20 protein-coding genes and 2 pseudogenes are annotated in these 23,524 nt (G+C 68.4%); 6 read left to right on the top strand and 16 right to left on the bottom strand.

Annotated elements, in window-relative coordinates; all coding sequences use genetic code 11:
- Nucleotides 1–9: 9 nt before the first annotated feature.
- Complete coding sequence (locus B551_RS03490; RefSeq protein WP_006576437.1) at nt 10–660, bottom strand: LysE family translocator; 651 nt, start codon at nt 658–660, stop codon at nt 10–12.
- 295 nt (nt 661–955) lie between these two features.
- On the opposite strand from B551_RS03490, the gene B551_RS03485 reads away from it, so the two are divergent.
- On the top strand, nt 956–2,179 hold the full coding sequence (locus B551_RS03485) for an MFS transporter (RefSeq protein ID WP_006576436.1): 1,224 nt from the start codon (nt 956–958) through the stop codon (nt 2,177–2,179).
- A 19-nt stretch (nt 2,180–2,198) separates the two neighbouring features.
- Here B551_RS03485 and B551_RS03480 read toward each other — a convergent pair whose 3' ends face one another.
- The 3 genes from B551_RS03480 to B551_RS03470 form a co-directional block, all read right to left on the bottom strand.
- On the bottom strand, nt 2,199–3,053 hold the full coding sequence (locus tag B551_RS03480) for an aminoglycoside adenylyltransferase family protein (RefSeq protein ID WP_023263492.1): 855 nt from the start codon (nt 3,051–3,053) through the stop codon (nt 2,199–2,201).
- A gap of 96 nt (nt 3,054–3,149) precedes the next feature.
- The gene (locus tag B551_RS03475; RefSeq protein ID WP_006576434.1) at nt 3,150–4,610 is read right to left on the bottom strand and encodes an amidase; all 1,461 of its coding nucleotides are present in this window, start codon (nt 4,608–4,610) and stop codon (nt 3,150–3,152) included.
- 13 nt (nt 4,611–4,623) lie between these two features.
- Nucleotides 4,624–5,637 (bottom strand): tripartite tricarboxylate transporter substrate binding protein, encoded by a 1,014-nt coding sequence (locus B551_RS03470; protein WP_157071903.1) that lies wholly within the window; start codon nt 5,635–5,637, stop codon nt 4,624–4,626.
- 185 nt (nt 5,638–5,822) lie between these two features.
- Here B551_RS03470 and B551_RS03465 point away from each other — a divergent pair, with 185 nt between their 5' ends.
- Together B551_RS03465 and B551_RS03460 are read left to right on the top strand one after the other, a co-directional pair.
- Nucleotides 5,823–6,776: a LysR family transcriptional regulator gene (locus B551_RS03465; protein ID WP_006576432.1), complete on the top strand. Its 954-nt coding sequence runs from the start codon at nt 5,823–5,825 to the stop codon at nt 6,774–6,776.
- A 67-nt stretch (nt 6,777–6,843) separates the two neighbouring features.
- Nucleotides 6,844–7,505, top strand: a pseudogene (locus B551_RS03460) (DUF4172 domain-containing protein).
- Between the two features lie 35 nt (nt 7,506–7,540).
- Here B551_RS03460 and B551_RS03455 read toward each other — a convergent pair.
- Nucleotides 7,541–8,461 carry a LysR family transcriptional regulator gene (locus B551_RS03455; protein ID WP_043437170.1) on the bottom strand — a complete coding sequence of 307 codons (921 nt, stop codon included), beginning with the start codon at nt 8,459–8,461 and terminating at the stop codon, nt 7,541–7,543.
- A 114-nt stretch (nt 8,462–8,575) separates the two neighbouring features.
- On the opposite strand from B551_RS03455, the gene B551_RS03450 reads away from it, so the two are divergent.
- The 3 genes from B551_RS03450 to B551_RS03440 all read left to right on the top strand — a co-directional run bounded on the left by B551_RS03450 (nt 8,576) and on the right by B551_RS03440 (nt 11,244).
- Nucleotides 8,576–9,583, top strand: coding sequence for a zinc-binding alcohol dehydrogenase family protein (locus tag B551_RS03450; RefSeq protein ID WP_006576429.1), 1,008 nt, complete (start codon nt 8,576–8,578; stop codon nt 9,581–9,583).
- Between the two features lie 63 nt (nt 9,584–9,646).
- Nucleotides 9,647–10,303 carry an oxygen-insensitive NAD(P)H nitroreductase gene (gene nfsB / locus B551_RS03445; RefSeq protein ID WP_006576428.1) on the top strand — a complete coding sequence of 219 codons (657 nt, stop codon included), beginning with the start codon at nt 9,647–9,649 and terminating at the stop codon, nt 10,301–10,303.
- A 176-nt stretch (nt 10,304–10,479) separates the two neighbouring features.
- Nucleotides 10,480–11,244, top strand: coding sequence for a M48 family metallopeptidase (locus tag B551_RS03440; RefSeq protein WP_006576427.1), 765 nt, complete (start codon nt 10,480–10,482; stop codon nt 11,242–11,244).
- Nucleotides 11,245–11,325: 81 nt separating this feature from the next.
- Here the strand turns inward: B551_RS03440 and hutG are convergent, their stop codons facing one another.
- The 11 genes and pseudogenes from hutG to B551_RS26405 all read right to left on the bottom strand — a co-directional run.
- Entirely contained in the window at nt 11,326–12,141 is an 816-nt protein-coding gene (hutG, locus tag B551_RS03435; protein WP_006576426.1) for an N-formylglutamate deformylase, read from the bottom strand.
- Between the two features lie 121 nt (nt 12,142–12,262).
- The gene (locus B551_RS03430) at nt 12,263–13,654 is read right to left on the bottom strand and encodes a formimidoylglutamate deiminase (RefSeq protein ID WP_023263490.1); all 1,392 of its coding nucleotides are present in this window, start codon (nt 13,652–13,654) and stop codon (nt 12,263–12,265) included.
- Nucleotides 13,651–14,931 carry an imidazolonepropionase gene (hutI, locus tag B551_RS03425; protein WP_023263489.1) on the bottom strand — a complete coding sequence of 427 codons (1,281 nt, stop codon included), beginning with the start codon at nt 14,929–14,931 and terminating at the stop codon, nt 13,651–13,653. Before hutI ends, B551_RS03430 begins: the two co-directional genes overlap by 4 nt.
- The gene (locus B551_RS03420; RefSeq protein ID WP_023263488.1) at nt 14,928–15,584 is read right to left on the bottom strand and encodes a HutD family protein; all 657 of its coding nucleotides are present in this window, start codon (nt 15,582–15,584) and stop codon (nt 14,928–14,930) included. Before B551_RS03420 ends, hutI begins: the two co-directional genes overlap by 4 nt.
- Entirely contained in the window at nt 15,581–17,281 is a 1,701-nt protein-coding gene (gene hutU, locus B551_RS03415) for a urocanate hydratase (RefSeq protein WP_006579074.1), read from the bottom strand. The genes B551_RS03420 and hutU overlap by 4 nt, the downstream gene beginning before the upstream one ends.
- Nucleotides 17,282–17,366: 85 nt before the next feature.
- Nucleotides 17,367–18,956, bottom strand: coding sequence for a histidine ammonia-lyase (gene hutH / locus B551_RS03410; RefSeq protein ID WP_023263487.1), 1,590 nt, complete (start codon nt 18,954–18,956; stop codon nt 17,367–17,369).
- A gap of 116 nt (nt 18,957–19,072) precedes the next feature.
- Nucleotides 19,073–19,870 carry a histidine utilization repressor gene (gene hutC / locus B551_RS03405; protein ID WP_006579256.1) on the bottom strand — a complete coding sequence of 266 codons (798 nt, stop codon included), beginning with the start codon at nt 19,868–19,870 and terminating at the stop codon, nt 19,073–19,075.
- Nucleotides 19,871–19,958: 88 nt separating this feature from the next.
- Entirely contained in the window at nt 19,959–20,738 is a 780-nt protein-coding gene (locus tag B551_RS03400) for an ABC transporter ATP-binding protein (protein WP_006579257.1), read from the bottom strand.
- Nucleotides 20,735–21,619, bottom strand: coding sequence for an ABC transporter permease (locus tag B551_RS03395; protein WP_052511253.1), 885 nt, complete (start codon nt 21,617–21,619; stop codon nt 20,735–20,737). Before B551_RS03395 ends, B551_RS03400 begins: the two co-directional genes overlap by 4 nt.
- Nucleotides 21,620–21,634: 15 nt before the next feature.
- Nucleotides 21,635–22,600 carry an ABC transporter substrate-binding protein gene (locus B551_RS03390; protein ID WP_052511254.1) on the bottom strand — a complete coding sequence of 322 codons (966 nt, stop codon included), beginning with the start codon at nt 22,598–22,600 and terminating at the stop codon, nt 21,635–21,637.
- Between the two features lie 448 nt (nt 22,601–23,048).
- A pseudogene (locus B551_RS26405) lies at nt 23,049–23,524 on the bottom strand (SDR family NAD(P)-dependent oxidoreductase); the annotation flags it as partial.

The raw sequence follows: 23,524 nt of genomic DNA, 5'->3' as shown, positions 1-23,524 counted from the left end.
CGGCGCCGGCTACTTCTTGCCGTTCCCGGCAAACGCTGCAGTAATGCCCAGCCCGATCAGCAGCGTGCCGCCGACGTAGCGCTCGAACGTCAGATAGCCGCGGCTTTGGCGCAGCCAGCGGCCTGCCGCACTTGCGGCCAGCGCGTAGCAGGCATCGCTGATCAGGCCAAGCAGCGTGAACAACAGGCCCAGAAAGACGATCTGCATCGCCACGTGGCCGCGGCTGACGTCGACGAACTGCGGCAGGAAGGCCAGGAAGAACAGTGCCGTCTTGGGATTGAGCAGGTTGACGATGAAGCCGTCGCGGAACAGTCGGGCGTAGCGCCGCTGCTGCGGCACCGCATCGACGACGACCGGCGCCGGACGGCCGAAGATCTTCTTCAGCCCCAGCCAGATCAGATAGGCGGCACCGGCGTACTTCAGGATGCTGAACGCCACGGCGGACGAGGCCAGCAACGCGGACAACCCCAGCGCGGCGGCCAGCACGTGGACGAGCGTGGCCGTATGGATGCCGAGATCCGACACCATCCCGGCCTTGCGGCCCTGCTCCACCGACTGCGCGATGATGTACAGCACGGCCGGGCCTGGAATCACCAGCAACACCAGGGCGGCGCTGACGAACAGAACCAGATTTGCGGTACTGGGGATAACGAATTCCATGGCTCGGTCTCCATATGGCGAGCATCGGGGGGGAAGAAGAACCGTTACTCTACCGCAGGACCGTTTCTCGCCCGGTCGTGCGGTGCAGCATGTTTTTCCCTTGCACCGGCGCCGCCGCTCCGATCGACTCGTGCGCGACGACTTCCACATCGATAAAGCTATTCTTTCGCTGATCGATACTTAATCTTGTTTGCAGGTCGGGGATAATCCGCCAACAATCGCCTGTCGTCCCGCCGGAATTCCGCCATCGACCCACGGTGCCGAGCGCGAATCCCCATTTCTCCGAGGTATTGTCTTGTCGAACCCCGCCCCTGCCGCACTGAGCGAATCCGTCGCCGAACTCTCCGAGCGCGACCAGCGCGGCAATATCCTGCGCCTGACCGTCGCGCAGGCGCTGGCCGGTGCCAATTCCGTCGTGGTCTATGCGACCGGCGCGATCGTCGGCGACATGCTGGCCCCCGACAAGACGCTGGCCACGCTGCCCATCTCGATCTTCGTTGTCGGCATGGCGGCGTGCATCCTGCCGACGGGAGCCATCGCGCGCCGCTACGGCCGACGCGCCTCGTTCCTCGCCGGCACCGCCTGCGGCGTGCTGGTCGGTTTGCTGGCGGCCGCCGCCGTCGTGTGGAGTTCGTTCTGGCTGTTCTGCCTGGCAACGTTCTTCGGCGGCGCCTATGCGGCGGTGGTGCTGTCGTTCCGCTTCGCCGCGGCCGACGGCGTCTCGCCTGCGCTGCGCCCGCGTGCGCTGTCCTTCGTGATGGGAGGCGGCGTCGTCGCCGGCGTCGTCGGACCACAGCTGGTCACGCACACCATGCATCTGTGGCCGCCGCACATGTTCGCGGCGACCTTCGTCATGCAGGCCGTCGTCGCGCTGGTGTCGGCGCTGGTGCTGTGGGGCGTGCGGCTGCCGATGCCGACGGCGGCGGAAGTCGCGAAGGGGCGGCCGCTGTCGACGATCGCGCGCCAGCCGCTGTTCGTCACCGCGGTCATGTGCGGCGCCGTGTCATACATGCTGATGAACTTCCTGATGACGGCGGCGCCGCTGGCGATGCATCTGTGCGGCCATTCGCAGGAAAACGCCAACCTCGGTCTGCAGTGGCACGTGATCGCGATGTATGGGCCGAGCTTCTTCACGGGCCGGCTGATTACCCGCTTCGGCGCGCAGCGCGTCGTCACGGCGGGCCTGCTGCTGACCGGCGTTTCCGCCGCGATCGGCCTGACCGGCATCGATGTGGCCCACTTCTGGCTGACCCTGATCCTCCTTGGCGTCGGTTGGAACTTTGGCTTCGTGGGCGCTTCCGCGTTGGTGCTCGAATGCCACCGGCCCGAGGAAAAGACCAAGGTGCAGTCCTTCAACGATTTCATCGTCTTCGGCACGATGGCGCTCGGCTCGTTTGCCTCCGGGGGACTGTTGGCCGCCTACGACTGGGATACGGTGTTGTGGGTATCGTTCGCGCCATTGGCCCTGGCGGTGATTGCGCTGATGCTGATGGCGGTCCAGCCGAAACGCACCGCCTAGCACGCGATGGCATGAGTGCTCATGCGTCGGCGCCCTCGTGCAGCATCCGCGCGATCGCCTGGCTGACATCGTTGACCCAGGCGCGGACGTCGGCCCCGCGTTCGTGCCAGGCCTCATCGGCGCCATCGCCGCCATCGCCGCCATCGCCGCCATCGCCGCCATCGCCGCCATCACCGCCATCGCCACGATAGGCATCGCGGGCCGTCGCCAGTAGCGCGCGCTGGCCCTGCGGCAGGCGCGGCAGCAACCAGTCGGCAGCCTCGTCCTTCGGCACGATCTTGCCCGTCGCCAGCGTGACCCACATGCGGGCCAGCGTCAGCATGACGTTGCGTTCGTCGCCGCAGACGTTCGCCACCAGCGCCGGCAGGCTGTCCGCGATGGCGCGCCGGATATCGGTGTAGGGAATCGCTGGAAGAAATTCGGCAAGCGCCGGGCCGATCAATGCGCGGTGGCCTTGCAGGGCCGTGGCCAGCACCAGCGTCAGATCGGGGTCGGTGCTCGGCGCCGGCACCGCGCCCGCTTCGAACTCGTCGCGCAGCCATTCGCCATAGACGAGGTCGCTCCGCGCCGGGTGCCGCCACGGGGCGATGTCGTCGAGCACCACAATCGTGACTTCGGCATTGCGGGCCGGCCCCCGCTCCGCGCGCGCGCCGGAGACCTTCATCAACGCTTGCACCAACTGCCTGCGGCATTGCGCGGCCATCGTTCGATGCGTCAGCACCAGCAGGTCGACATCGCTGTCCGGCCGCAGCCCGCCCACGATGGCGGAGCCGAACAGATAGGCGCCGGCGATGTTGTCGCCGAGCGCGCCGACTACGACATCGAGAATGCGCCGGACTTCGATCGGGACCGGCTCGTTGGCAAGCGGCGGCATGGTGCAGTGGCGTCGTTGGCGATTTTCGATGGAACCGCAATACTAGCGCGCTGCCGCCGCTCTCCCCACAGGTCCACGAGCGCGCGCGTCCATGGCTCACCGTTCCAGCGCGTCATAAGCCCTCGGCATCCCCGCATCCCACTCGATCACCCTGCCGGCTGCGAGCAGCCGCTGTTCGCGGAAGCTTGCGGCCACCAGCTGCACGCCGCTCGGCAGTCCGTTGTCGATACCGGTTGGCACGTGCAAACCCGGCAGGCTCATCGCGGCGACGCCGATCAACGGGGACTGATCCCGCAGCAGCATCTGCATCCGCTCGAGATCGTGCAGATCCTCGCCCCACGGCATCGGCGGACGGCAGGATGTCGGCATCAGCACCAGCGGATAGCGGTCGAGGAACGCATTCCATTCGCGCCGAAGCGCATCGCGCCGCGCGAAGGCCGCGGCATAGGTGCGCAGGTCCGGCGGCGGCGCACACGCGGCCATGTTCCTCACCGACGCGATGATCGTCGGGTCGCGCGTCGCCTCGACGGCCGCCATCATTCCCATCCGGACTTCCGTCATCACGATGGCCAGCCAGATATCCAGCGCTTCGTCGAGCCGGGGCGGCACGGCCCGTTCGACGCGGTAGCCGGCCGCCTGGAGCGCGCTGGCTGCCTTCCCAAGGGCGCGTACCACTTCCGGAGCGAGCCGGGCGCCGGGAATCTCGTCCACGCAGGCCACGCTGACAGGCGCCGCGTCGTCCGGGACATCCAGCGGCATGCCGACCCACGTAGGATCGCACGATCCACTCGATGCCATGGCACGGAATCCGAGCTCGACGTCGTCGACGCATCGCGCCAGCGGCCCCTGCGCCGAAAACAGTTGCAGGCCGGCGAGGCGCGGATCTGCGGTCGGCTGATAGGCCGGCACGCGTCCAGGGGTGGGCCGCAAGCCGACCACGCCGTTGACATAGGCCGGATAGCGGATCGAGCCGGCGATGTCGGTGCCGTGCGCGATCCCGCCCATGCCCGCGGCGACCGCCACCGCCGCGCCGCCGCTGGACCCGCCCGACGTGATATCGGCGTTCCAGGGATTAAGCGTCCTGCCGTGCAGCGGGTTCTCGGTGAACCAGCGAAACGAGAAGGGCGGCACATTGGTCCGCCCGACCACGATCGCACCGGCGCGCCGCAGGTTCGCAACGACGGGACCATTCTCGCGCGCCACGCGGCGGCGGTAGGCCGGCACGCCGTTGGTCGTCGCCTCGCCTTCGACGTCGGCGTTGAGCTTGATCGTCACCGGTACGCCATGCAGCGGTCCGAGCGGGTCCGGCGAAGCCGAACGCAATGCGTCGGCCCGCCTTGCTGCTTCGAGCGCCCGCTCGCGATCCGAATGGACGATCGCATTGAGACGCGGATTGATGGCGTCGATGCGTTCGTACACGCTGTGGACCGCCTCCACGCTCGACACCGTGCCGGCGCGAATCTGCGCCGCCAAGTCGGCGGCGTCCCATTGCCACAATGCCGCCGGCAGCGATGCCGCCCGGGCTGCGGGGCCGATGTCGTTGGGCTTCCTTCGCATGCTCGTCCGTTCCTCAATCGAGCTTGATGCCGTTCTGGCGGACGACCTGCTCATAGGTCGCGCTGCGCGTCTCGATCGCACGGCGCATCTGCGCGCCGCTCCACGGTGTGGCCTCGAAACTGAAGGTCTTGTAGCGCGCCTGCACGTCCGTGCTGGCGACGGCGGCGAGCAGATCCTTGTTGATCCTGTCGAGAATCGCCGCGGGTGTGCCCTTCGGCGCCATCAGCGCGACGAAACCGCTGGGCACCGCATGGGCCGGACCGCCGGACTCGGCCAGCGTCGGCACATCGGGCATGGCAGGCAGCCGCTGCGGGCTCGTCACCGCGAGATAGCGGACGCGACCGGGCTGATAGACGAACTCGGTCGACGCCCTCGCCCCCAACGCCCAGTCGGTTTCGCCCGTGCTGACGCCGGTATAGAGCTGCCCCATCTCCTTGTACGGCACGTGCAGCATCCTGACGCCGGCCTGCGCCTCCAGCAGCGCGGACTGCAGATGCGCCGTGCTGCCGACGCCCCAGGTCCCAAAGCTGACCTTGCCCGGTCTGGCCTTCGCGGCCGCGAGCAGATCGCCGACCGTCTTCCACGGGGAGGACGACGACACCACCACGAAGAACGGCGTGCTGTAGAGCACGCCGACCGGCTCGAAGGCATCGAACACGCGGAAATCGCGGCTCTTGAACAGATGCGGCAGCGCGCTCAACGCATCGCCATCGTGCAGCAGCAGCGTATGGCCATCCGGCGCCGCCGCGCGCGCCGCGTTGATGGCAATGAAGCCCGCGCCGCCCGGCCGGTTTTCGATGACGACGGGCGTCTTCCATTGGAGCGCCAGTTTTTCGGCGACGGCGCGCAACATCGTATCCGGTCCGCTGCCCGCCGAGAACGTGCTGACGATGGTCACCGGTTTGGTCGGAAAGGCGCCGTTGCCGGCGCCGAATGCCAACCTCGGCAAAGCCGGCGTCAGCAAGGCGACTGCCAGCAGCGTCGCCGCGATGCCTTCGAGGACAAGGACGTTCCACGCGCGCCGCATGGATGCCTTGGTGTTGGTCGAGCACACTGCGGGGCCTCTGGTAGGCGGAACTCTGGTGCTGGGAATCATCGCTGTCTCCTCCCCGGTTCGATGCAACCCATTCTTGTGCCGGCCGGCCTCGCCAGCAACAGCGCCGCGGGATACCATCTATCCAATTTTTCGATATCCCTGTGCGGAGACATCCGATGGCGTCGCTGGACCTGGAGTGGATTGCGGTATTCGACGAGGTCTACAAGGCCGGCAGCGTGTCGCGCGCGGCGGACAAGCTCGGCATGACGCAAGGCGCGGCGAGCACGGCGCTGAACCGCTTGCGTGCCTACTATGGCGATCCGCTGTTCACGCGCACCGCGCGCGGGGTATTGCCGACGCCCCGGGCCGACGCCCTGCACAAGGTGCTGCGCGAGGTCCGCGCGATGCTCGAACAGGCCCGCACCGCGTCGGCCTTCGATCCCGCCAAGGCGAAGCGTTCGTTCCGGATCTGCATGACGGATCTGGGAGAAATCGCCTTGCTGCCGCGGCTGCTCAATTACCTGCAGCGACATGCGCCGGGCATCGACATCGATGCGGAACGCATCACCGCCGACAGCGCGCGGCGGCTCGAGGAAGGCGCGGTCGATGTCGCGGTGGGCTACATGCCGCAGCTGGAGGCGGGCTTTTATCAGCGCACCCTGTTCGAGCAGGACTTTGTCTGCATCGCCAGCCGCTCGCATCCTCGCATCGGCAAGACACTGCCAAAGGCGGTCTATCGGCGCGAGCGGCATGCTACGGTGGCCGCCACGGGCACTGGCCACACCGTCATTCTGGAGAAGGCCCTCGCCGGTCATGGCGCGTCACCGCGCGTCGCCCTGCACGTGCCCAGCTTCCTGGCCCTGGCCCAGATCGTGGGCGAGACCGAACTGCTCGCCACGGTGCCTCGGCACTACGCTGCCGTGATGCAGTCGCGCGAGCCCATCCGGCTGCTCGCCCTGCCGTACGAGATCCCGCGCTACGAGGTCAAGCAGCATTGGCACGTGCGCTACCACCGCGATCCGGCCAATGCCTGGCTGCGGCAGGTCATCGCCGACCTAATGCCGTCGGCGGTGATGAGCCCACCGGCGACGCCGCGACGGTCGCTCGGAAAAATTGGAAAGCCCGCTTAGCTCGCTTTTTATGTGATTTTTAGGTCATAAATTTAACTGTGCAGGGAATACGACCCATCATCTCCGCATGAATTACGGCGAATACGTCTGGCAATCTCCGCACTGGCCGCGGTGGCAGTACGATCTGGCCGCCCTGGCGACCCCCATGGCGGAGACCACCCGCGCTCAGGGCCTTCTGCTTGGCCGACTGGCCGATCTCGGCATGGGCTTCAGAAACGAAGCATGCCTCGCGGTCCTGACCGAATACGTCGTGAAGACATCGCGCGCGCGATTGGCGACCTGCTGCTTGCGCGCGCCGACGGCACGCCGCAGCGCTTCTATAGCCTCTCCGCGCAAATCCAGCGAGAGCGCAAGGCCTACTACGAAATCCTTGAGCGGACCCAGAAAGGCACTCTCGATATCACGCAGTGGCTTGCCTGGTTTCTCGCGACGTTGCACGCGGCCGTGTTGCAGGCCAACAAGACACTGGATCGGGTACTGCTCAAGGCGCGCTTCTGGCAGCGGGCCGCGACGGTTCCGATGAACGAGCGGAAAATCAAGGTGCTGAACCGCTTGCTGGACGGCTTCGAGGGCAAGCTGACGAGCGCGAAATGGGCCGCCATCGGCAAATGTTCGAACGATACGGCGCTGCGCGACATCAATGAGTTGGTGCAACACGGCGTGCTGCAGAAGTCAGCGGCTGGTGGCCGCAGCACGAGCTACGAGCTAGCCGCGCCGGCGGAGACCTGACGCGACGGTTTTCGATCGCGGCAGCGACAAGCGGCTCAGGCCACCGCCGCCGCATACAGCGCAGTCAACGCCGCGCACCGCTCCTTCAGCAGCGCCTGCAATTGCCGCACGGCCGGCGAGAACTGCTTGCGGTGCGGGCAGACCAGTTGCAGCGGCGTGCTTTCTCCCGGCTCGTGCGGCAGCAGCACGGTCAGGCGGCCGGCCTGCACGTCGCCGCAGACGTCGAGCCATGACTTGTAGGCGATGCCCTCGCCCTGCACCGCCCAGCGGCGGACCACGTCGGCGTCGTCGGTGTACAGGCTGCCCTTGACCTCGACCAGGCGTCGGCCGCGCGCGGTTTCGAACGGCCATTTGTCGTAGACGCGGCCGCTCAGGTGGTACAGCAGGCAGCGATGCGCGGCCAGTTCATCAAGCGATTGCGGGCGGCCATGCCGGGCCAGATAGGCCGGCGAGGCGATCAGCACGCGGCGGTTTTCCGGCGCCAGCGGCAAGGCGACATAGCTGGCCTCCTCGATGCGCCCGTAGCGGATCGCGACATCGATCGGATCGCGGAAGACGTCCGTCACATGGTCGGACAGATAGAGCCGCAGCGTCAGGTCGGGATGGGCGCGGCGGAATTCGGTGATCCAGGGCAGCAGCACATTGCGGCCGAGGTCGGACGGCGCCGTGACGCGCAGCAGCCCGCTGAGTGCGGCGCCATCGCCGCGCAGCCGGTCGCGGCCCTCGTTCAGCGTGGCCAGCACTTCCTGCGCGTAGGGCAGATAGCGCTCGCCCTCGGCGGTCAGGCGCAGGCTGCGCGTGGAACGGGCGAACAGCCGGATATCGAGATCGCGCTCCAGCCGCTTGACCGCGGCGCTGACCTGTCCCGGCAGCAGATCGGCCTCGCGCGCGGCGCTGGAAAAGCTGCCGAGGGCGGCGCTGCGCACGAACAGGGTCAGGTCTTCGAGGCGGATCATCTTCACTCCACGAGAGAAAGTGCTGGTGGATTTTACCGCTTATCGGATAGGCTGCGACGGCGCAAGATAGCGGCACCGACCAGGCAAACCCTCTCCTCAAGTCACGGAGCCCACATGAAAGCCATCGCCTACCTCCAGCACGGCCTGCCGATCGACGACCCGGCCGCGCTGATCGACATCGATCTGCCGACGCCCGAACCCGGTCCGCGCGACCTGCTGGTGCAGCTGCGCGCCATCGCAGTCAACCCGGTCGATACCAAGGTCCGGGCATCGTCCGCGGTCGCGGCCATGCGCGTGCTGGGCTGGGACGCGGTCGGCAAGGTCGTCCGCGTCGGCAGCGCGGTCACGCTGTTCGCGCCGGGCGACGACGTCTACTTCGCCGGCTCGATCACGCGTGCCGGCAGCAATGCGGAGTACTGCCTCGTCGACGAACGCATCGCCGCGCGCAAGCCGGCCTCGCTGTCGGACGCCGAAGCCGCGGCATTGCCGCTGACGACGATCACCGCGTGGGAACTGCTGTTCGACCGGCTGCGCGTTCCCGAGCATGGCGGCGCGGGCCAGCACCTGCTGATCGTCGGCGCCGGCGGCGGCGTCGGCTCGATCCTGACCCAGCTCGCGCGCCAGCTGACCGGCCTGACCGTGATCGGCACGGCGTCGCGTCCGGAGACACGCGACTGGGTGACGTCGCTCGGCGCCCATCACGTGATCGACCACACCAGGCCCTTGCGTGAAGAACTGGAGCGCATCGGCGTGCCGCAGGTCGAACATGTGGCCAGTCTGACCCATACCGAACAACACTACCTGCAATTGATCGACGTGCTGGCGCCGCAGGGTCAGCTCGCGGTGATCGACGATCCCGCCACGCTCGACGTGATGCCGATGAAGCGCAAGTCGCTGTCGCTGCATTGGGAATTCATGTTTGCGCGGCCGATGTTCGAGACGCCGGACATGATCCGCCAGCACGAACTGCTGACCCGCGTCGCGCAGCTGATCGACGCCGGCACGATCCGCACCACGCTCGGCGAACACTTCGGCACGATCAACGCCGCCAACCTGCGCCGCGCCCATGCGCTGATCGAAAGCGGCCGCGCGCGCGGCAAGGTCGTGCTCGAAGGGTTCTGAGCACCGGCGCCTCCTCATCCCGACAACAGACACACACGACATACCCATATCAAGAGCATGCCCATGTCCCTCTCCGATCTCGCCCGCACCCGCTATACCACCAAGGCATTCGATCCTGCTGGCAAGGTATCCGACAGCGATCTGCAGGAGCTGATCACGCTGCTGCGCTACAGCCCCTCGTCCGTCAACTCGCAGCCGTGGCACTTCGTGGTCGCGGGCAGCGCCGCGGCGAAGGCGCGCATCGCCAAGGCCGGCGCGCAAGGGCCTTACGCCTACAACGCGCCGAAGATCGAGAACGCGTCGCACGTGATCGTGCTGTGCGCGCGCACCGGCCTGCCGGACGCGCAGCTGGACGTCATCCTCGACCAGGAGGAGCGCGACGGCCGCTTCCAGACGCCCGAGGCGCGCGGGAACCAGCGCAAGACCCGGCAAGGCTTCGTCGATCTGCATCGCTATACGCAAAAGGACCTGCAGCACTGGATGGAGAAGCAGGTCTATCTGGCGCTCGGCACGCTGCTGCTGGGCGCCGCCACGCTGGGCATCGACGCGACGCCGATGGAAGGATTCGACGCAGGCGCGCTCGACGACGAACTGAACCTGCGCGAGGCCGGGTACACCAGCGTGGTGCTGGTCGGCCTTGGCTATCGCGCGGACAGCGACTTCAATGCGGCGCTGCCGAAGTCCCGTTTGCCGGCGGAGACCGTGGTTCGGTACCTGTAACGCCATGGGGTCATGCCGCCGACATGCCGCCAAAATGCCGTACGCGGCGACATGACGCCCCATTGCCGAGACGAGTGATCTTCGCTACGTCGGACATCGCCCGCTACCGGGTCGCGGCTGGGCTGCGTATGCTGCTGGATTCTCCAGCATCAAGAGGATCCGCCATGACCCCAGCCATGCCACGCCGCACCGCCTTGCGCGCCAAGGCCCCCCTGCTCGCGACCCTCGCGGCCGCCCTGCTCGCCGGATGCGCCGGCGCCGACATGCAGGGCCTGACGCAGGCCGGCGGCAGCCTGTTCACCGCCGCGACGCTGTCCGACGCCAATATCAAGACGCTGTCGGACCAGTCGTGCGCCGAGATGGACAAGAAGAACAAGATCGCCGCGCCGACGAGCACCTATGGGCAGCGCCTGACCAAGATCATGGCGGGCCTGCAGAACACCGGCCTGCCGCTCGACGCCAAGGTCTACGAGACCAAGGAAGTGAATGCCTGGGCGATGGCCAACGGCTGCGTGCGGATCTACAGCGGGCTGATGGACATGATGACCGATGACGAAGTACGCGGCGTGGTCGGGCACGAGATCGGCCACGTGGCGCTCGGCCATACCAAGGCGGCGATGCAGGTGGCCTACGCGACCGCTGCCGCGCGCGGCGTGCTGGGCGCCGCGGGCAGCGCGACGCTCAATGCGCTGTCGTCGTCGCAGTTGGGCGAGCTGGCCGAGACGCTGGTCAACTCGCAGTTCTCGCAGCGGCAGGAAACCGCGGCGGACGACTATTCCTTCGATCTGCTGACGAAGAACAAGTCCAATCGGGAGGCCCTGGTGACCGCCTTCCGCAAGATGGCGGCGCTCGACGGCGGGCAATCGAGCATGCTGAGCACGCACCCCGGTTCGCTGCAGCGCGCCCAGCATATCGAGGAGCGGCTGCGCAGCGGGAAATGACGTTGGCGCGAGAACAGAGACGGCATGCGCCGTCTCTGTTTGCCGATGCCAGCACGCCATCAGCGCGCCATCAGCGCGCCATCAACGCGCCTCGACGAAGGCCAGCACGGCCTCGAGCATCCGCCGCAGTGTCGGCTGCAGCTTGCCCGCCAGCGCTTCGTCGTAGTCAAACGGATATTGCTCACTCATATAGGTGCATTGCGACAGCTCGAGCTGGATCGCATGCACGCCCCGCGCGGGCTGCCCGTACTGGCGGGTGATATAGCCGCCCTTGAAGCGTCCGTTCAGCACCGACGTATAGCCCTGCGCTTCGCCGGCGATCTTCGCGACCTGGTCGGCCAGCGCCGCATCGCAGCTGGCGCCGTTGGCGGTGCCCAGATTGAAGTCGGGCAGCTTGCCGTCGAAGAAGCGCGGCAGCACCGAGCGGATCGAATGCGCGTCCCACAGCGCGATCGTGCCGTGCTCCGCGCGCAGCCGCGCCAGTTCGCCGGCCAGCGCATCGTGATAGGGACGCCAGACCGCGTCGCGGCGCGCGAAGATCTCGGTTTCGTCGGGACCCACGCCGTTCGCATACAGCGGCGTCTTGTCGAAGGTATCGACCGGACAGAGCCCGGTGGTGTCCTGGCCCGGATACAGGTTGGCGTTGTCGGGCGGGCGGTTCAGGTCGACCACATAGCGCGAGTGCGTCGCCATCAGGACCGACGCGCCAAGCTCGCGCGCGAAGCCATAGAGCCGGTCCATATGCCAGTCGGTATCCGGCACGGTGCGCGCCTCGTCGGTCAGCCGGTCGGCGACCGACGGCGGCAGATAGGTACCCACATGGGGCATCGAGATCAGCAGCGGGCGCGTGCCGCGCTGCAGCGTGAAGGCCGGGGTATCGGTGGAGAAGGAAGTCATATTGCTGCTACGAGTGGCATCGCCGCCGGCCGCGAGCCGGTGCGGCGTTGCCGGTGGCAAGATCAGGGTTCGTCTGGAATGCGGTCCGGGGCTGCGGCATAGTCGCCGTCGACGGTCACCGTCATGGCGCCAGCAGGCTGGCACGCGCGCTGGCGAAGGCCGCGCCCGCTTCGGCCTGCAAGGCATGGACGCCGCCCTGCACGCGGCGGCGTCCCGCGCTGCGGACTTCCGCTAGTGTCTCATGTCCGTGATTGGCGAACACGTGGACGGCCAGCGCCTGCTCGCCGCGCAGGCCGGCCAGCGTCGGATGATTGCCGTCCAGCACGACGAAGTCCGCCTGCTGTCCGGCCGCCAGCCCGCCCACCGCACGTCCCGCCGCCCGCGCACCGCCGGCCGCCGCATCGAGATAGAGCCGATCGGCCACCTGCGGATGGCGGCTCGAGGCAAGCACGTTGCGCTTCTGCAGCGCGAGCCGCTGCCCGTATTCGAACAGCCGCAGCTCCTCGCTGACGCTGACGCTCGCATGGCTGTCCGAGCCGATGCCCCATGCGCCGCCCTGCTCCAGATAGGGCGCGGCATCGAACACGCCATCGCCGAGATTGGCTTCGGTGGTCGGACAGATGCCGGCCACCGCGCCGCTGTTCGCCAGGCGCCGGCGCTCGTCCCAGTCCAGATGGGTCGCATGCACCAGGCACCAGCGCGCGTCGACCGGTGCATGGTCCAGCAGCCAGTCCACCGGCCGCGTGCCGCACCACGCCAGGCATTCGTCGACCTCGCGTTGCTGCTCGGCGATATGGATGTGCACCGGCGCGGTCGGGTCCATCGCATGCAGCCCGGCCACCGCGGCACGCAGGCTGTCGGGCGGCACCGCGCGCAGCGAGTGTGGCGCGAGACCAAGCCGCGCCGCTCCCGTGCAAGCCGGTGCCAGCCGCTGCAACAGCGCCAGCATCGCGTCGGTCTCGTGCAGGAAGCGGCGTTGTTCGGCCAGCGGCGGCTTGGGGCCGAAGCCCGCGCTCTGGTACAGCACCGGCAGCAGCGTGATGCCGATGCCCGCGCGCTCCGCGGCGCGCAGCAGGCGCAGCGACATCTCGGCCGGATCGGCGTACGGCGTGCCGTCGGCCTGGTGATGGACATAGTGGAATTCGCAGACGCTGGTATAGCCGGCGCGCAGCATCTCGATATAGAGCTGCGTGGCGATCGCCTCCAGCGTCTCGGGCGCCAGCCGCAGCGCAAAGCGGTACATCAGCTCGCGCCAGCTCCAGAACGAATCGTCAGCGGCCGAGCGGAACTCGGTCAGGCCGGCGAAGCCGCGCTGGAAGGCGTGCGAATGCAGATTGGTCATGCCGGGCAGCACCGGCCCTGCGGCGCGCGGCGTGTCGGCGGCCGGCGCGGCGTTGGGCGTCACGGCGGTCAGCTTGCCGTCGGCGTCCCAGCTCAGCAGCACGTTGCTGGCCCAGCCATCGGGCAGCAGCGCCTCGGCGGCGAACAGCGTTCGATCGGGGACTGGACTCATCTCGACACTCCTGCGGGTCCGGCGAACACGCGCCCCTGGCGCACCACGGCGGCCAGCGGATTGCGGCCGAACCAGTAGGCCAGCTCGGCCGGCGAATCGACGCGCCACAGCGCAAAATCCGCGCCGCGTCCCGGTGCCAGCAGGCCATGCCGATCGCTGGCGCCGAGCGCGCGCGCGGCGTGCGTGGTGACGCCGCCGAGCACCTCGGGCACCGTCATGCGGAACAGCGTGCAGGCCATATTGAGCATCAGCAGCAGCGAGGTCACCGGCGACGTGCCGGGATTATGGTCGGTCGACAGCGCGATCGGCACGCCGTACTGGCGCAGCAGCGCGATCGGCGGCAGATGCGTGTCGCGCAGGAAATAGTAGGCGCCGGGCAGCAGCACGGCGACGGTCCCCGCCTCGGCCATCGCCGCGACGCCAGCCTCGTCCAGATGTTCCAGATGGTCGGCCGACAAGGCGCGATAGCGGGCCGCCAGCGCGGCGCCGCCGAGATTGCTCAGCTGTTCGGCATGCAGCTTGACCGGCAGCCCATGCCGGTGCGCGGCGTCGAACACGCGCTCGGTCTGCGCCGGCGAGAAGCCGATGCCCTCGCAGAAGGCGTCGACCGCATCGACCAGCCCTTCCTGCGCCAGCGCCGGCAGCATCGTATCGCAGACCAGCGCGATGTAGTCGTCGGCGCGATTGGCGTATTCGGGCGGCAGGGCATGCGCGCCGAGGAAGGTCGTATGCACCGCCACGCCGAACGCCTGGCCGAGCCGCCGCGCGACGCGCAACTGCTTGCGCTCGGTGGCGAGGTCCAGTCCATAGCCCGACTTGATCTCGATCGCGGTGACGCCCTCGGCCAGCAGCGGCGCCAGCCGCGTCGCGGCCTGCGCGAACAGCGCATCTTCGCCGGCGGCGCGCGTGGCCCGCACGGTCGAGACGATGCCGCCGCCGGCGCGGGCGATGTCCTCGTAGCTGGCGCCGGCGAGCCGCATCGCGAATTCGTCGGCGCGCTGGCCGCCATAGACCAGATGCGTGTGGCAATCGATCAGGCCCGGCGTGATCCACGCGCCGTTGGCATCGTGGTGCGGCAGGCTGCGGTAGGCCTCGGGCAACTCGGCCTGCTTGCCGAGCCAAGCAATACGACCCTGCTCGACGACCAGCGCGGCATCGCGGATGGCGTTGGCAGGGTCGGCATCCGGCAGCAGATGGCAGCGATGCCAGACGCCGTCGGCCGACGGCGCACGCGATACGCCGGCATCGACAGCGAATTCTTCAGCGGACTGCGTCATGACTGGGTTTCCCTATCGGAGGATGGCTGCGTCGATTGCAGCCTGACGACGAGGCAGCGGGCGCCCTGATCTTCGGGCAGCCAGCGGAAGGCGCTGCCGGGTGGCAGCAACAAGCCGCTGCCCACCGCCAGCACATCGGCGTCGGCGCTTCGCGCGTGATCGCTTCGCCAGCGGCCGGCCAGCACATAGAGCACGACCGTCGTATCCGCCTGGACCTCGGCGCTGTCCATGGCCGCGCCGGTGCACTGCACACGCGCGCGGCAGCGGCCGCGCCGCGTCATCACATTGAAGTCGCGCGTCGGTCCGCCCAGCAGCGTGGCATCGACGGTCGCTTCGCCGGCAAAGGCGAACGGCTCGCCGACCGCCACCAGACGATGATCGAAGCTGCCATCGCGCGCTTGCAGGCGCACGCCGGCGCCATCGAGCAGCACGATCTGGCGGTCGATGCCGGGGAACGCCGAGAATGGGCCATCGTCCGCGATATCGGCGATGCTCAGGCGCCAGTCGAACGCGTCGAGCCCGGCGGCGGGCGGCCACGCGGCGATCTCGCGCGTGGTACCGCCGCCGTTCTTCCACGGCATCGGCGTCAGCTCGGCCAGCGCAAAGCGCCGTGGCCGCCCCGGTTGCGGTGGTTGCGACGGCGTCGCGCTCATCCGCGGTTGACCATCGGCAGGTTCAGGCCCTTCTCGCGCGCGCAGTCGATCGCGATGTCGTAGCCCGCGTCGGCGTGGCGCATCACGCCGGTGGCGGGGTCGTTCCACAGCACGCGCTCGATGCGGCGGGCGGCGGCATCGGTGCCGTCGCAGACGATCACCACGCCGCTATGCTGCGAGAAGCCCATGCCGACGCCGCCGCCGTGGTGCAGGCTGACCCAGGTCGCACCGCCCGCGGTATTGAGCAGCGCGTTGAGCAGCGGCCAGTCGGAGACGGCATCCGAGCCGTCCTTCATCGCCTCGGTCTCGCGGTTGGGCGAGGCCACCGAGCCGCAGTCCAGATGGTCGCGGCCGATCACCACCGGCGCCTTCAGCTCGCCGGACTTGACCATCTCGTTGAAGGCCAGGCCCGCGCGATGGCGCTCGTCCAGGCCGACCCAGCAGATGCGCGCCGGCAGGCCCTGGAAGGCGATGCGCTCGCGCGCCATGTCGAGCCAGCGGTGCAGGTGCTTGTCCTCGGGGAACAGCTCCTTCATCTTGGCGTCGGTCTTGTAAATGTCCTCCGGATCGCCGGACAGCGCGACCCAGCGGAACGGGCCCTTGCCGCGGCAGAACAGCGGACGGATATAGGCCGGCACGAAGCCCGGGAAGTCGAAGGCGTTCTTGACGCCCTCGTCGAAGGCGACCTGGCGGATGTTGTTGCCGTAGTCCAGCGTCGGCACGCCCATCTGCTGGAAGGCGAGCATCGCCTTGACGTGCTCGACGATCGACGGGCGCGCCGCGGCTTCCACCGCCTTCGGATCGGCCTTGCGCGCGGCTTCCCATTGCTCGACGGTCCAGCCGGCCGGCAGATAGCCGTTGACGAGGTCGTGCGCCGAGGTCTGGTCGGTGACGATATCGGGCCGCATGCCGCCGGCCTGCGCGCGCTTGACCAGCTCGGGCACGATCTCGGCGGCATTGCCGAGCAGGCCCACCGAGATCGCCTGCTTGCTGGCGGTGGCCTCGGCGATCATCGCCAGCGCCTCGTCCAGCGTGGTGGCCTTCTTGTCCAGATAGCGCGTACGGATGCGGAAATCGATGCGCGACTCCTGGCATTCGATCGCCAGCACGCAAGCGCCGGCCAGCACGCCGGCCAGCGGCTGCGCGCCGCCCATGCCGCCCAGGCCCGCGGTCAGGATCCACTTGCCGGACAGGTCGCCGCCGTAGTGCTGGCGGCCCGCCTCGACGAAGGTTTCATAGGTGCCCTGTACGATGCCTTGCGTGCCGATGTAGATCCACGAGCCGGCGGTCATCTGGCCGTACATCATCAGGCCGGCGCGATCGAGCTCGTTGAACTTGTCCCAGTTGGCCCAGTGCGGCACCAGGTTCGAGTTGGCGATCAGCACGCGCGGTGCATCGGCATGCGTGCGGAACACGCCGACCGGCTTGCCGGACTGCACCAGCAGCGATTCGTCCTCGCCCAGGCGGCGCAGGCTGTCGAGGATCGCGTCGAAGCATTCCCAGTTGCGCGCGGCCTTGCCGATGCCGCCGTAGACCACCAGGTCCTGCGGACGTTCCGCGACGTCCGGGTCCAGGTTGTTCTGGATCATGCGATAGGCGGCTTCGATCAGCCAGTTCTTGCAGTGCAGCTCGGTGCCGCGCGGCGCGCGGATTTCGCGCTGGCCGCGTGCGAGGAATTGCTGTTCGTTGGCGTTCATGTTCGGTTCTCCTGCTTTGCTGGTGTCTCGTTCGGTGGTGTTTCGGTCGGTGGTGTCGGGCGGCCTCGGTTTGCGGGCGCCCGCGTCAGCCCGCTTCGCCCTGCGCCGGCAGCACGGCACGCACCGCCTGCGGCCAGCCCGCGCCCGCGTCGCCCTGCAGCACCCATTGCTTCATCGCCTCGATATCGGGCGCCAGATAGCGGTCCACCTCGACGAAATCGACGCGCTCGCGGATGCGGGCCAGTTCGGTCTCGATCAGCGGCGAGGACTTCAGCGGCCGGTGGAATTCGATGCCCTGCGCGGCGGCCATCGCCTCGATGCCGACCACGACGGCGGTGTTCTCCGCCATGTCGCCGAGCCGGCGCGCGCCGTAAGTGGCCATCGACACGTGATCCTCCTGGTTGGCCGAGGTCGGCAGGCTGTCGACGCTGGACGGATGGGCCAGCGACTTGTTCTCGGACGCCAGCGCGGCGGCGGTGACCTGCGCGATCATGAAGCCCGAATGCAGGCCGCCGTCGCGCACCAGGAAGGGCGGCAGGCCCGACAGGCCGGTGTCGAGCAGCAGCGCCAGGCGGCGCTCGGAGATCGCGCCGATCTCGGCCAGCGCCAGCGCGATGATGTCGGCGGCGAAGGCCACCGGCTCGGCGTGGAAGTTGCCGCCGGACACCACGTCGCCCTGCTCCGAAAACACCAGCGGGTTGTCGGAGGCGGCATTGGCCTCGATCTGCAGCACGCGCGCCGCGTGGCGCAGATTGTCCAGGCAGGCGCCCATCACCTGGGGCTGGCAGCGGATCGAATACGGGTCCTGCACGCGGCCGCACTCGCGATGCGAGTCGACGATCTCGCTGCCCGCCAGCAGCTCGCGCACCGCGCCGGCGACCGCGATCTGGCCGGCCTGGCCGCGCGCGGCGTGGATGCGGGCGTCGAACGGCTTGACCGAGCCCTTGATCGCCTCGAGCGACAGCGCGCCCGCCACCAGGCCGGCCGCGAACGCGTCTTCGGCGGCGAACAGGCCTGCCAGTGCCAGTGCCGTCGATACCTGGGTGCCGTTCAGCAGCGCCAGGCCCTCCTTGGGTCCGAGCTCGAACGGCTTCAGGCCGGCATGCGCCAGCGCCTCGACCGCCGGCAGGCGGCGGCCGTCGACGATCGCCTCGCCGACGCCGATCAGCGTGCACGACAGATGCGCCAGCGGGGCCAGGTCGCCCGACGCGCCCACCGAGCCCTTGGCCGGAATGCACGGCGTGACGCCGTGGTTGGCCAGCGCCAGCAGCGCCTCGATCAGTTCCGGACGCACGCCCGAATGGCCGCGCGCCAGGCTGACCGCCTTGGTCGCGAGGATCAGGCGCACCGTATCGGCGGGCAGATCGCGGCCGGTACCGACGCTGTGCGACAGCACCAGGTTGCGCTGCAGCTCGGCCAGCTTGTCGTGCGGGATGCGCGTGTTGGCCAGCTTGCCGAAGCCGGTGTTGATACCGTAGACGACCGCGTCGGTATCGACGATCTGCTGCACGGTGGCCTGGGCGGCACGCACGTCGGCCCAGGCGGAATCCGCCATCGCGAGCCGGACCTCGCCGCGGTAGATGCGGCGCAGTTCGGCGAGGGAGACGTCGCCGGGATGCAGGGTCAGCGTGGGATGCGGCTGGGTCGATTGGGAAGCGGAGTGTGGCGTGGTCATTGTATGGTCCTGTCTATACAGCTTGGTACGGCTTGAATCAGCTTAGGTCGAATCGAGATCGAAGTCAGGTTCGGAAGCGTACGGTCGAAAGAGCCGCCGGGCCACCGGGCCCCGCGCTAGCCGAACGCCGGATTGCCATCGGCACGGAAACGGCTGCCGAGGCGATAGCGGTTGCCCGGATGCAGGCAGCGCACGAAGGTCACCGGCGTGCCGGCGGTCCAGGTGCGCCGCGTCAGCAGCAGGCAGGGTTGAGTCACCGGCATCTCCAGCTGGCTGGCCTGCTCGGGCGTTGCCGCGACCGCGTCGACCACGTGCTCGACCTGGTCGTACGGCACATGCCGCAGCAGGTATTCGCCCGGCTTGACGCCGCTGAAGTCCTGGTTGATGAAGTCGGGCGCCACGCGCGGGTTCACGTAGCGATCCTCCAGCTGCACCGGCACGCCGTCCTCGCGATGCACGCACACCGAATGGAAGACCGACTCGCCGGTGCGCAGGTCGAGCGCCGCCGCCACCTCGATCGAGGCCGAGGCGCGCTCGACCAGGATCACGTCGCAGGCGTAGTCGTGCCCGCGCATGCGGATCTCGTCCTGCAGGTTGACGACCGACAGCAGCGTCGACTGCGGCTTGTGTTCGGCGACGAAGGTGCCGACCCCCGCCACGCGCACCACCCTGCCCTGCTCGGCCAGCTCGCGCAGCGCGCGGTTGACCGTCATCCGCGACACGGCGAAGCGGTTGACCAGCTCCTGCTCCGACGGCACACGATCGCCCGGCTGCCAGGCGCCGCTCTGGATCTGGCGCGCGATGTACTCCTTGACCTGCTGGTACAGCGCGGTCGGCGTGGCATCGGGCGACGGGCGGTGGCCGTTGGCGTCGGGGCGGGTGGCGGGGCGGCGGGTGCCGGCTTCTACGGTCATGGTCAGTGGTTGCGTGGGTCGACGCGCGCGTCGGCGGGCGTGTCGGTGGGCGTGTCGGTGCGCGTGCGGGTGGACATCATGGGCCGGCTCAATGCTCGGCCGAGGCCATCGCCTCGGCACGGATCTCTTCGGTCAGCCGCGCCTTCAACGCCGAGAACTCCGGCGACGTCTTGATCGTGTAGTGCCGCGGATGGGCGAAGTCGACGGCGATTTCGGTCTTGATCCGTCCGGGCCGCGCAGAGAATACCGCAACCCGGTTGGCCATGAAGATCGCCTCGTCGATATCGTGCGTGACAAACAACACCGTCTTGCGCGCGCTTTCCCAGATGCCGAGCAGCAGCTCCTGCATCAGCACGCGGGTCTGGTTGTCGAGCGCGCCAAATGGTTCGTCGAGCAGCAGGATCTTCGGATCGTTGGCGAGCGCCCGCGCAATCGCGGTGCGCTGCTGCATGCCGCCCGACAGCTGCTTCGGATAGTGATGCTCGAAGCCGCGCAGGCCCACGCGGGCGATGAAGAAATCGCTGCGCTCGCGCTGCTCCGCCACGCTCATGCCGCGCTCGCGCAGGCCGAAGCGGACGTTCTGCTCGATCGTCAGCCACGGGAACAGCGTATAGGACTGGAACACCATGCCGCGGTCGGCGCCGGGTCCGGTGACCGGCTCGCCGTCGAGCAGCACGCGGCCAGAGGTCGGTGAGTCGAGGCCGGCGACGATGCGCAGCAACGTCGATTTGCCGCAACCCGAAGGCCCGAGGATGGTGACGAAGTCGTTCTCGCGGACCTCGAAGTCCACCGGCAGCAAGGCCTGGGTCTGGCCGCCGCGCGGATTGACGAAGGTGCGCGACACCTGCTGGATCGACAGCGCGCTCATTGAATGGTGCTCCACGGAAACAGCCGCTGGTTGGCGAGCTTGAACAGCAGGTCAGAGACGAGGCCGATGCAGCCGATCACGATGATGCCGAAGATGATCTGCCCGGTATTGAGCAGCGCCTGGCTGTCGGTGATCATGTGGCCGATGCCGGACGACGAGCCGATCAGCTCGGCGACGATCACATAGGTCCAGGCCCAGCCGAGCACCAGCCGCAGGATTTCGGCGATGCCGGGCGCGGCGCCGGGAATCAGCACGCGCTTGACGATGCCGGCGCTGTTGGCGCCGAGCGTATAGGCCGCCTCGACCAGGTCGCGGCGCGCGCCGCCCACGGTGACGGCCACCATCAGCACGATCTGGAAGAACGAGCCGATGAAGATCACCAGCAGCTTCTGCGTCTCGCCAATGCCAGCCCACAGGATCAGCAGCGGAATGAAGGCCGAGGCCGGCAGGTAGCGGCAGAACGAGACGAAGGGCTCGAAGAAGGCTTCGGCCGCCTTGTAGGCGCCCATCAGGATGCCCAGCGGCACCGCCAGCACGGCGGCCAGCACGAAGCCGCCCAGCACGCGCCAGACGGTCATGCCGATGTCGCCGAGAAAGCCATACTCGGTAAACAGCAGCCACGCCTCGCGCGCCATCGTCATCGGATCGGCGAGGAAGGTCGGCGGCACGAGGCCGCCCAGCGTCACCGCGCCCCAGACGGCGAAGAACAGCACGAAGAAGCCCAGGCCCAGCACCCAGCGGGTGCGCGGCGAGACCGGGGTCAGCGGCGTCAGCCACGGATGGGTCCGGCGCGCACGCGGCGCGGCCGGCATCGTCCTGGCGGGCGCCGGGCTGTCGGGCGCGACGGCCCGCAGCGAATCGGCGTGCAACGGTTGTGTCATCGCGGCTCCCGGCGCTTAGCGGATGAACCGCGGGTCATACAGGCCGGTCACGTCCGGCACCTTGCGGATCACGCCGACGTCGAGCAGCACCGCGGCAGCTTCCTTGCTGAACTCCGCCAGCTCGCCGGCGAAGAACTTACGGTTGGCCTCGCGGTCCTGCCAGCGCAGATACGAGGCGGACTTGGCGAACTGCTCGGCGGTCTGCTTGACCGCGGCGCCCATGATCTCGTTGGACTTGGCCGGGTCCTTGCGAATCATCTCCAATGCTTCGAAGTAGCCGTCGACCAGCGCCTGCGCGGCCTTCGGGTTGTCCTTCAACCATTTCGGGGTGCAGCCGAGCGTGTCCATCACCATCGGATAGTCAAGCGTGGTCGCGAGGATCTTGCCCTTCTCCGGGTTCTGCCGCACCGTCGACAGGTACGGCTCGTAGGTCATCGCCGCATCGTTCTGGCCCGAGACGAAGGCCTGCGCGGCCGCCTGCGGCGACAGCGTGGTGGTCTTGACGTCCTTGATGGTCATGCCGTTCTTCTTCAGCATCCACGCCAGCCCGAAATACGGCGCGGTGCCCGGCGCATCGACGCCGATGGTCTTGCCCTTCAGGTCGGCGAAGGACTTGACGTCGCTGCGCACCGCCAATCCGTCGGCGCCGTAGGACTTGTCGAGCTGCACGATCTGCGTGATCGGCACGCCGTTGGCGTTCCAGGCCACATGCGTTTCCACCGTGGTCGCCGCGCACTGGATCGCGCCCGAGGCCAGCGCCAGATGGCGGTCCTTCTGCGGAATCATCTTGATGTCGACCTCGACGCCGTGCTTCTCGAAGATGCCGGCCTTGGCGGCCAGCGTCAGCGGCGCGAAGCCGGTCCAGCCGCTCATGCCCAGCGCCACCTTGGTGGTCTGGGCCTGCGCCCCGCCGGCCCCGGCGGCAAGCGCCAGCGTGGCCAGCCAACCGAGCGCACGGCCGGCGCCCCCTTGATTCCCCAACTTCCGCTTCTGCATCTGCACTGTCTGGCTCCTTTGGTGTCGCGAACGGCGCCGCCGGCTGGCGGGCCCGCCCGGGTCGTGCCGGCGTCCTCGGTCGGGGCGCCGGTCGGTTTCCGGGCAATGTAGCAATCCTGTATATACAAGTCAAGGAGACGAAAGATCACGGCTTCGCCCTTCCGGAAGGGCCCCGCCAATGACCGTTGCCGAATCCCGGACGCTCCTCGCAAACCCTGATCGGGAAAGCGATAACGGGCAGGCGAATGGAGCGGCGGCATCGGCGGAGGCCTTGGCAACGGTTGTTTCGCACCATCGTGGTGACGTTCCGGCACGGCCTGCGGGCATCGTGCCCCAATATGCTGTATAGACAGGTTAGCGAAGCGGAATGACGCAATCGCCATGCCATCGCGGCGGCGCGATGGCTCAAAGGGCTCCAGGCGCCCGGAGCGGATCAGGTTTCGAAGAAGTGGTGAACCGTCGGATAGCGCAGCCGCAGCCGCAGCTCGCGCTTGAGCCGCGCGTTGTCGAGCCGGCGCGATTCGCTCATGAAGCTCAGCAGCGCCGGCTCCACGGCCTCGCGGATCTGCTGGCGCGACAGCCGGGGCGGCCGCGGCAGCCCGCGGCGGTCGGCCACCAGATCGAAATAGTCGGCCATCCGCAGTTCGCTGTCGTCGCTGGCATGCACGACGCGCTGCGGCCTGCCGCGCAGCAGCGCGGCGATCATCGCGCGCGCCAGGTCGTCGGCGTGGATGTGGTTGGTGTAGACGTCGTCCTCGGGCACCAGCGCCGGCGTGCCCTTGAGCAGGCGCGCCACTGGCAGGCGGTCCGCGGCGTAGATGCCGGGAATCCGCACGATGCCGGCGCGCCAGCCACTGGCACGGCCGAAGGCCCGCACCGCCCGCTCGGCAGCGACGCGGCGGCGTGCCC

This window comes from Cupriavidus sp. HPC(L) (genome assembly GCF_000307735.3).
GTDB lineage: Bacteria > Pseudomonadota > Gammaproteobacteria > Burkholderiales > Burkholderiaceae > Cupriavidus.
The sequence above is the reverse complement of the archived record's forward strand: the minus strand, read 5'-3'. Positions and strand labels throughout refer to the sequence as shown.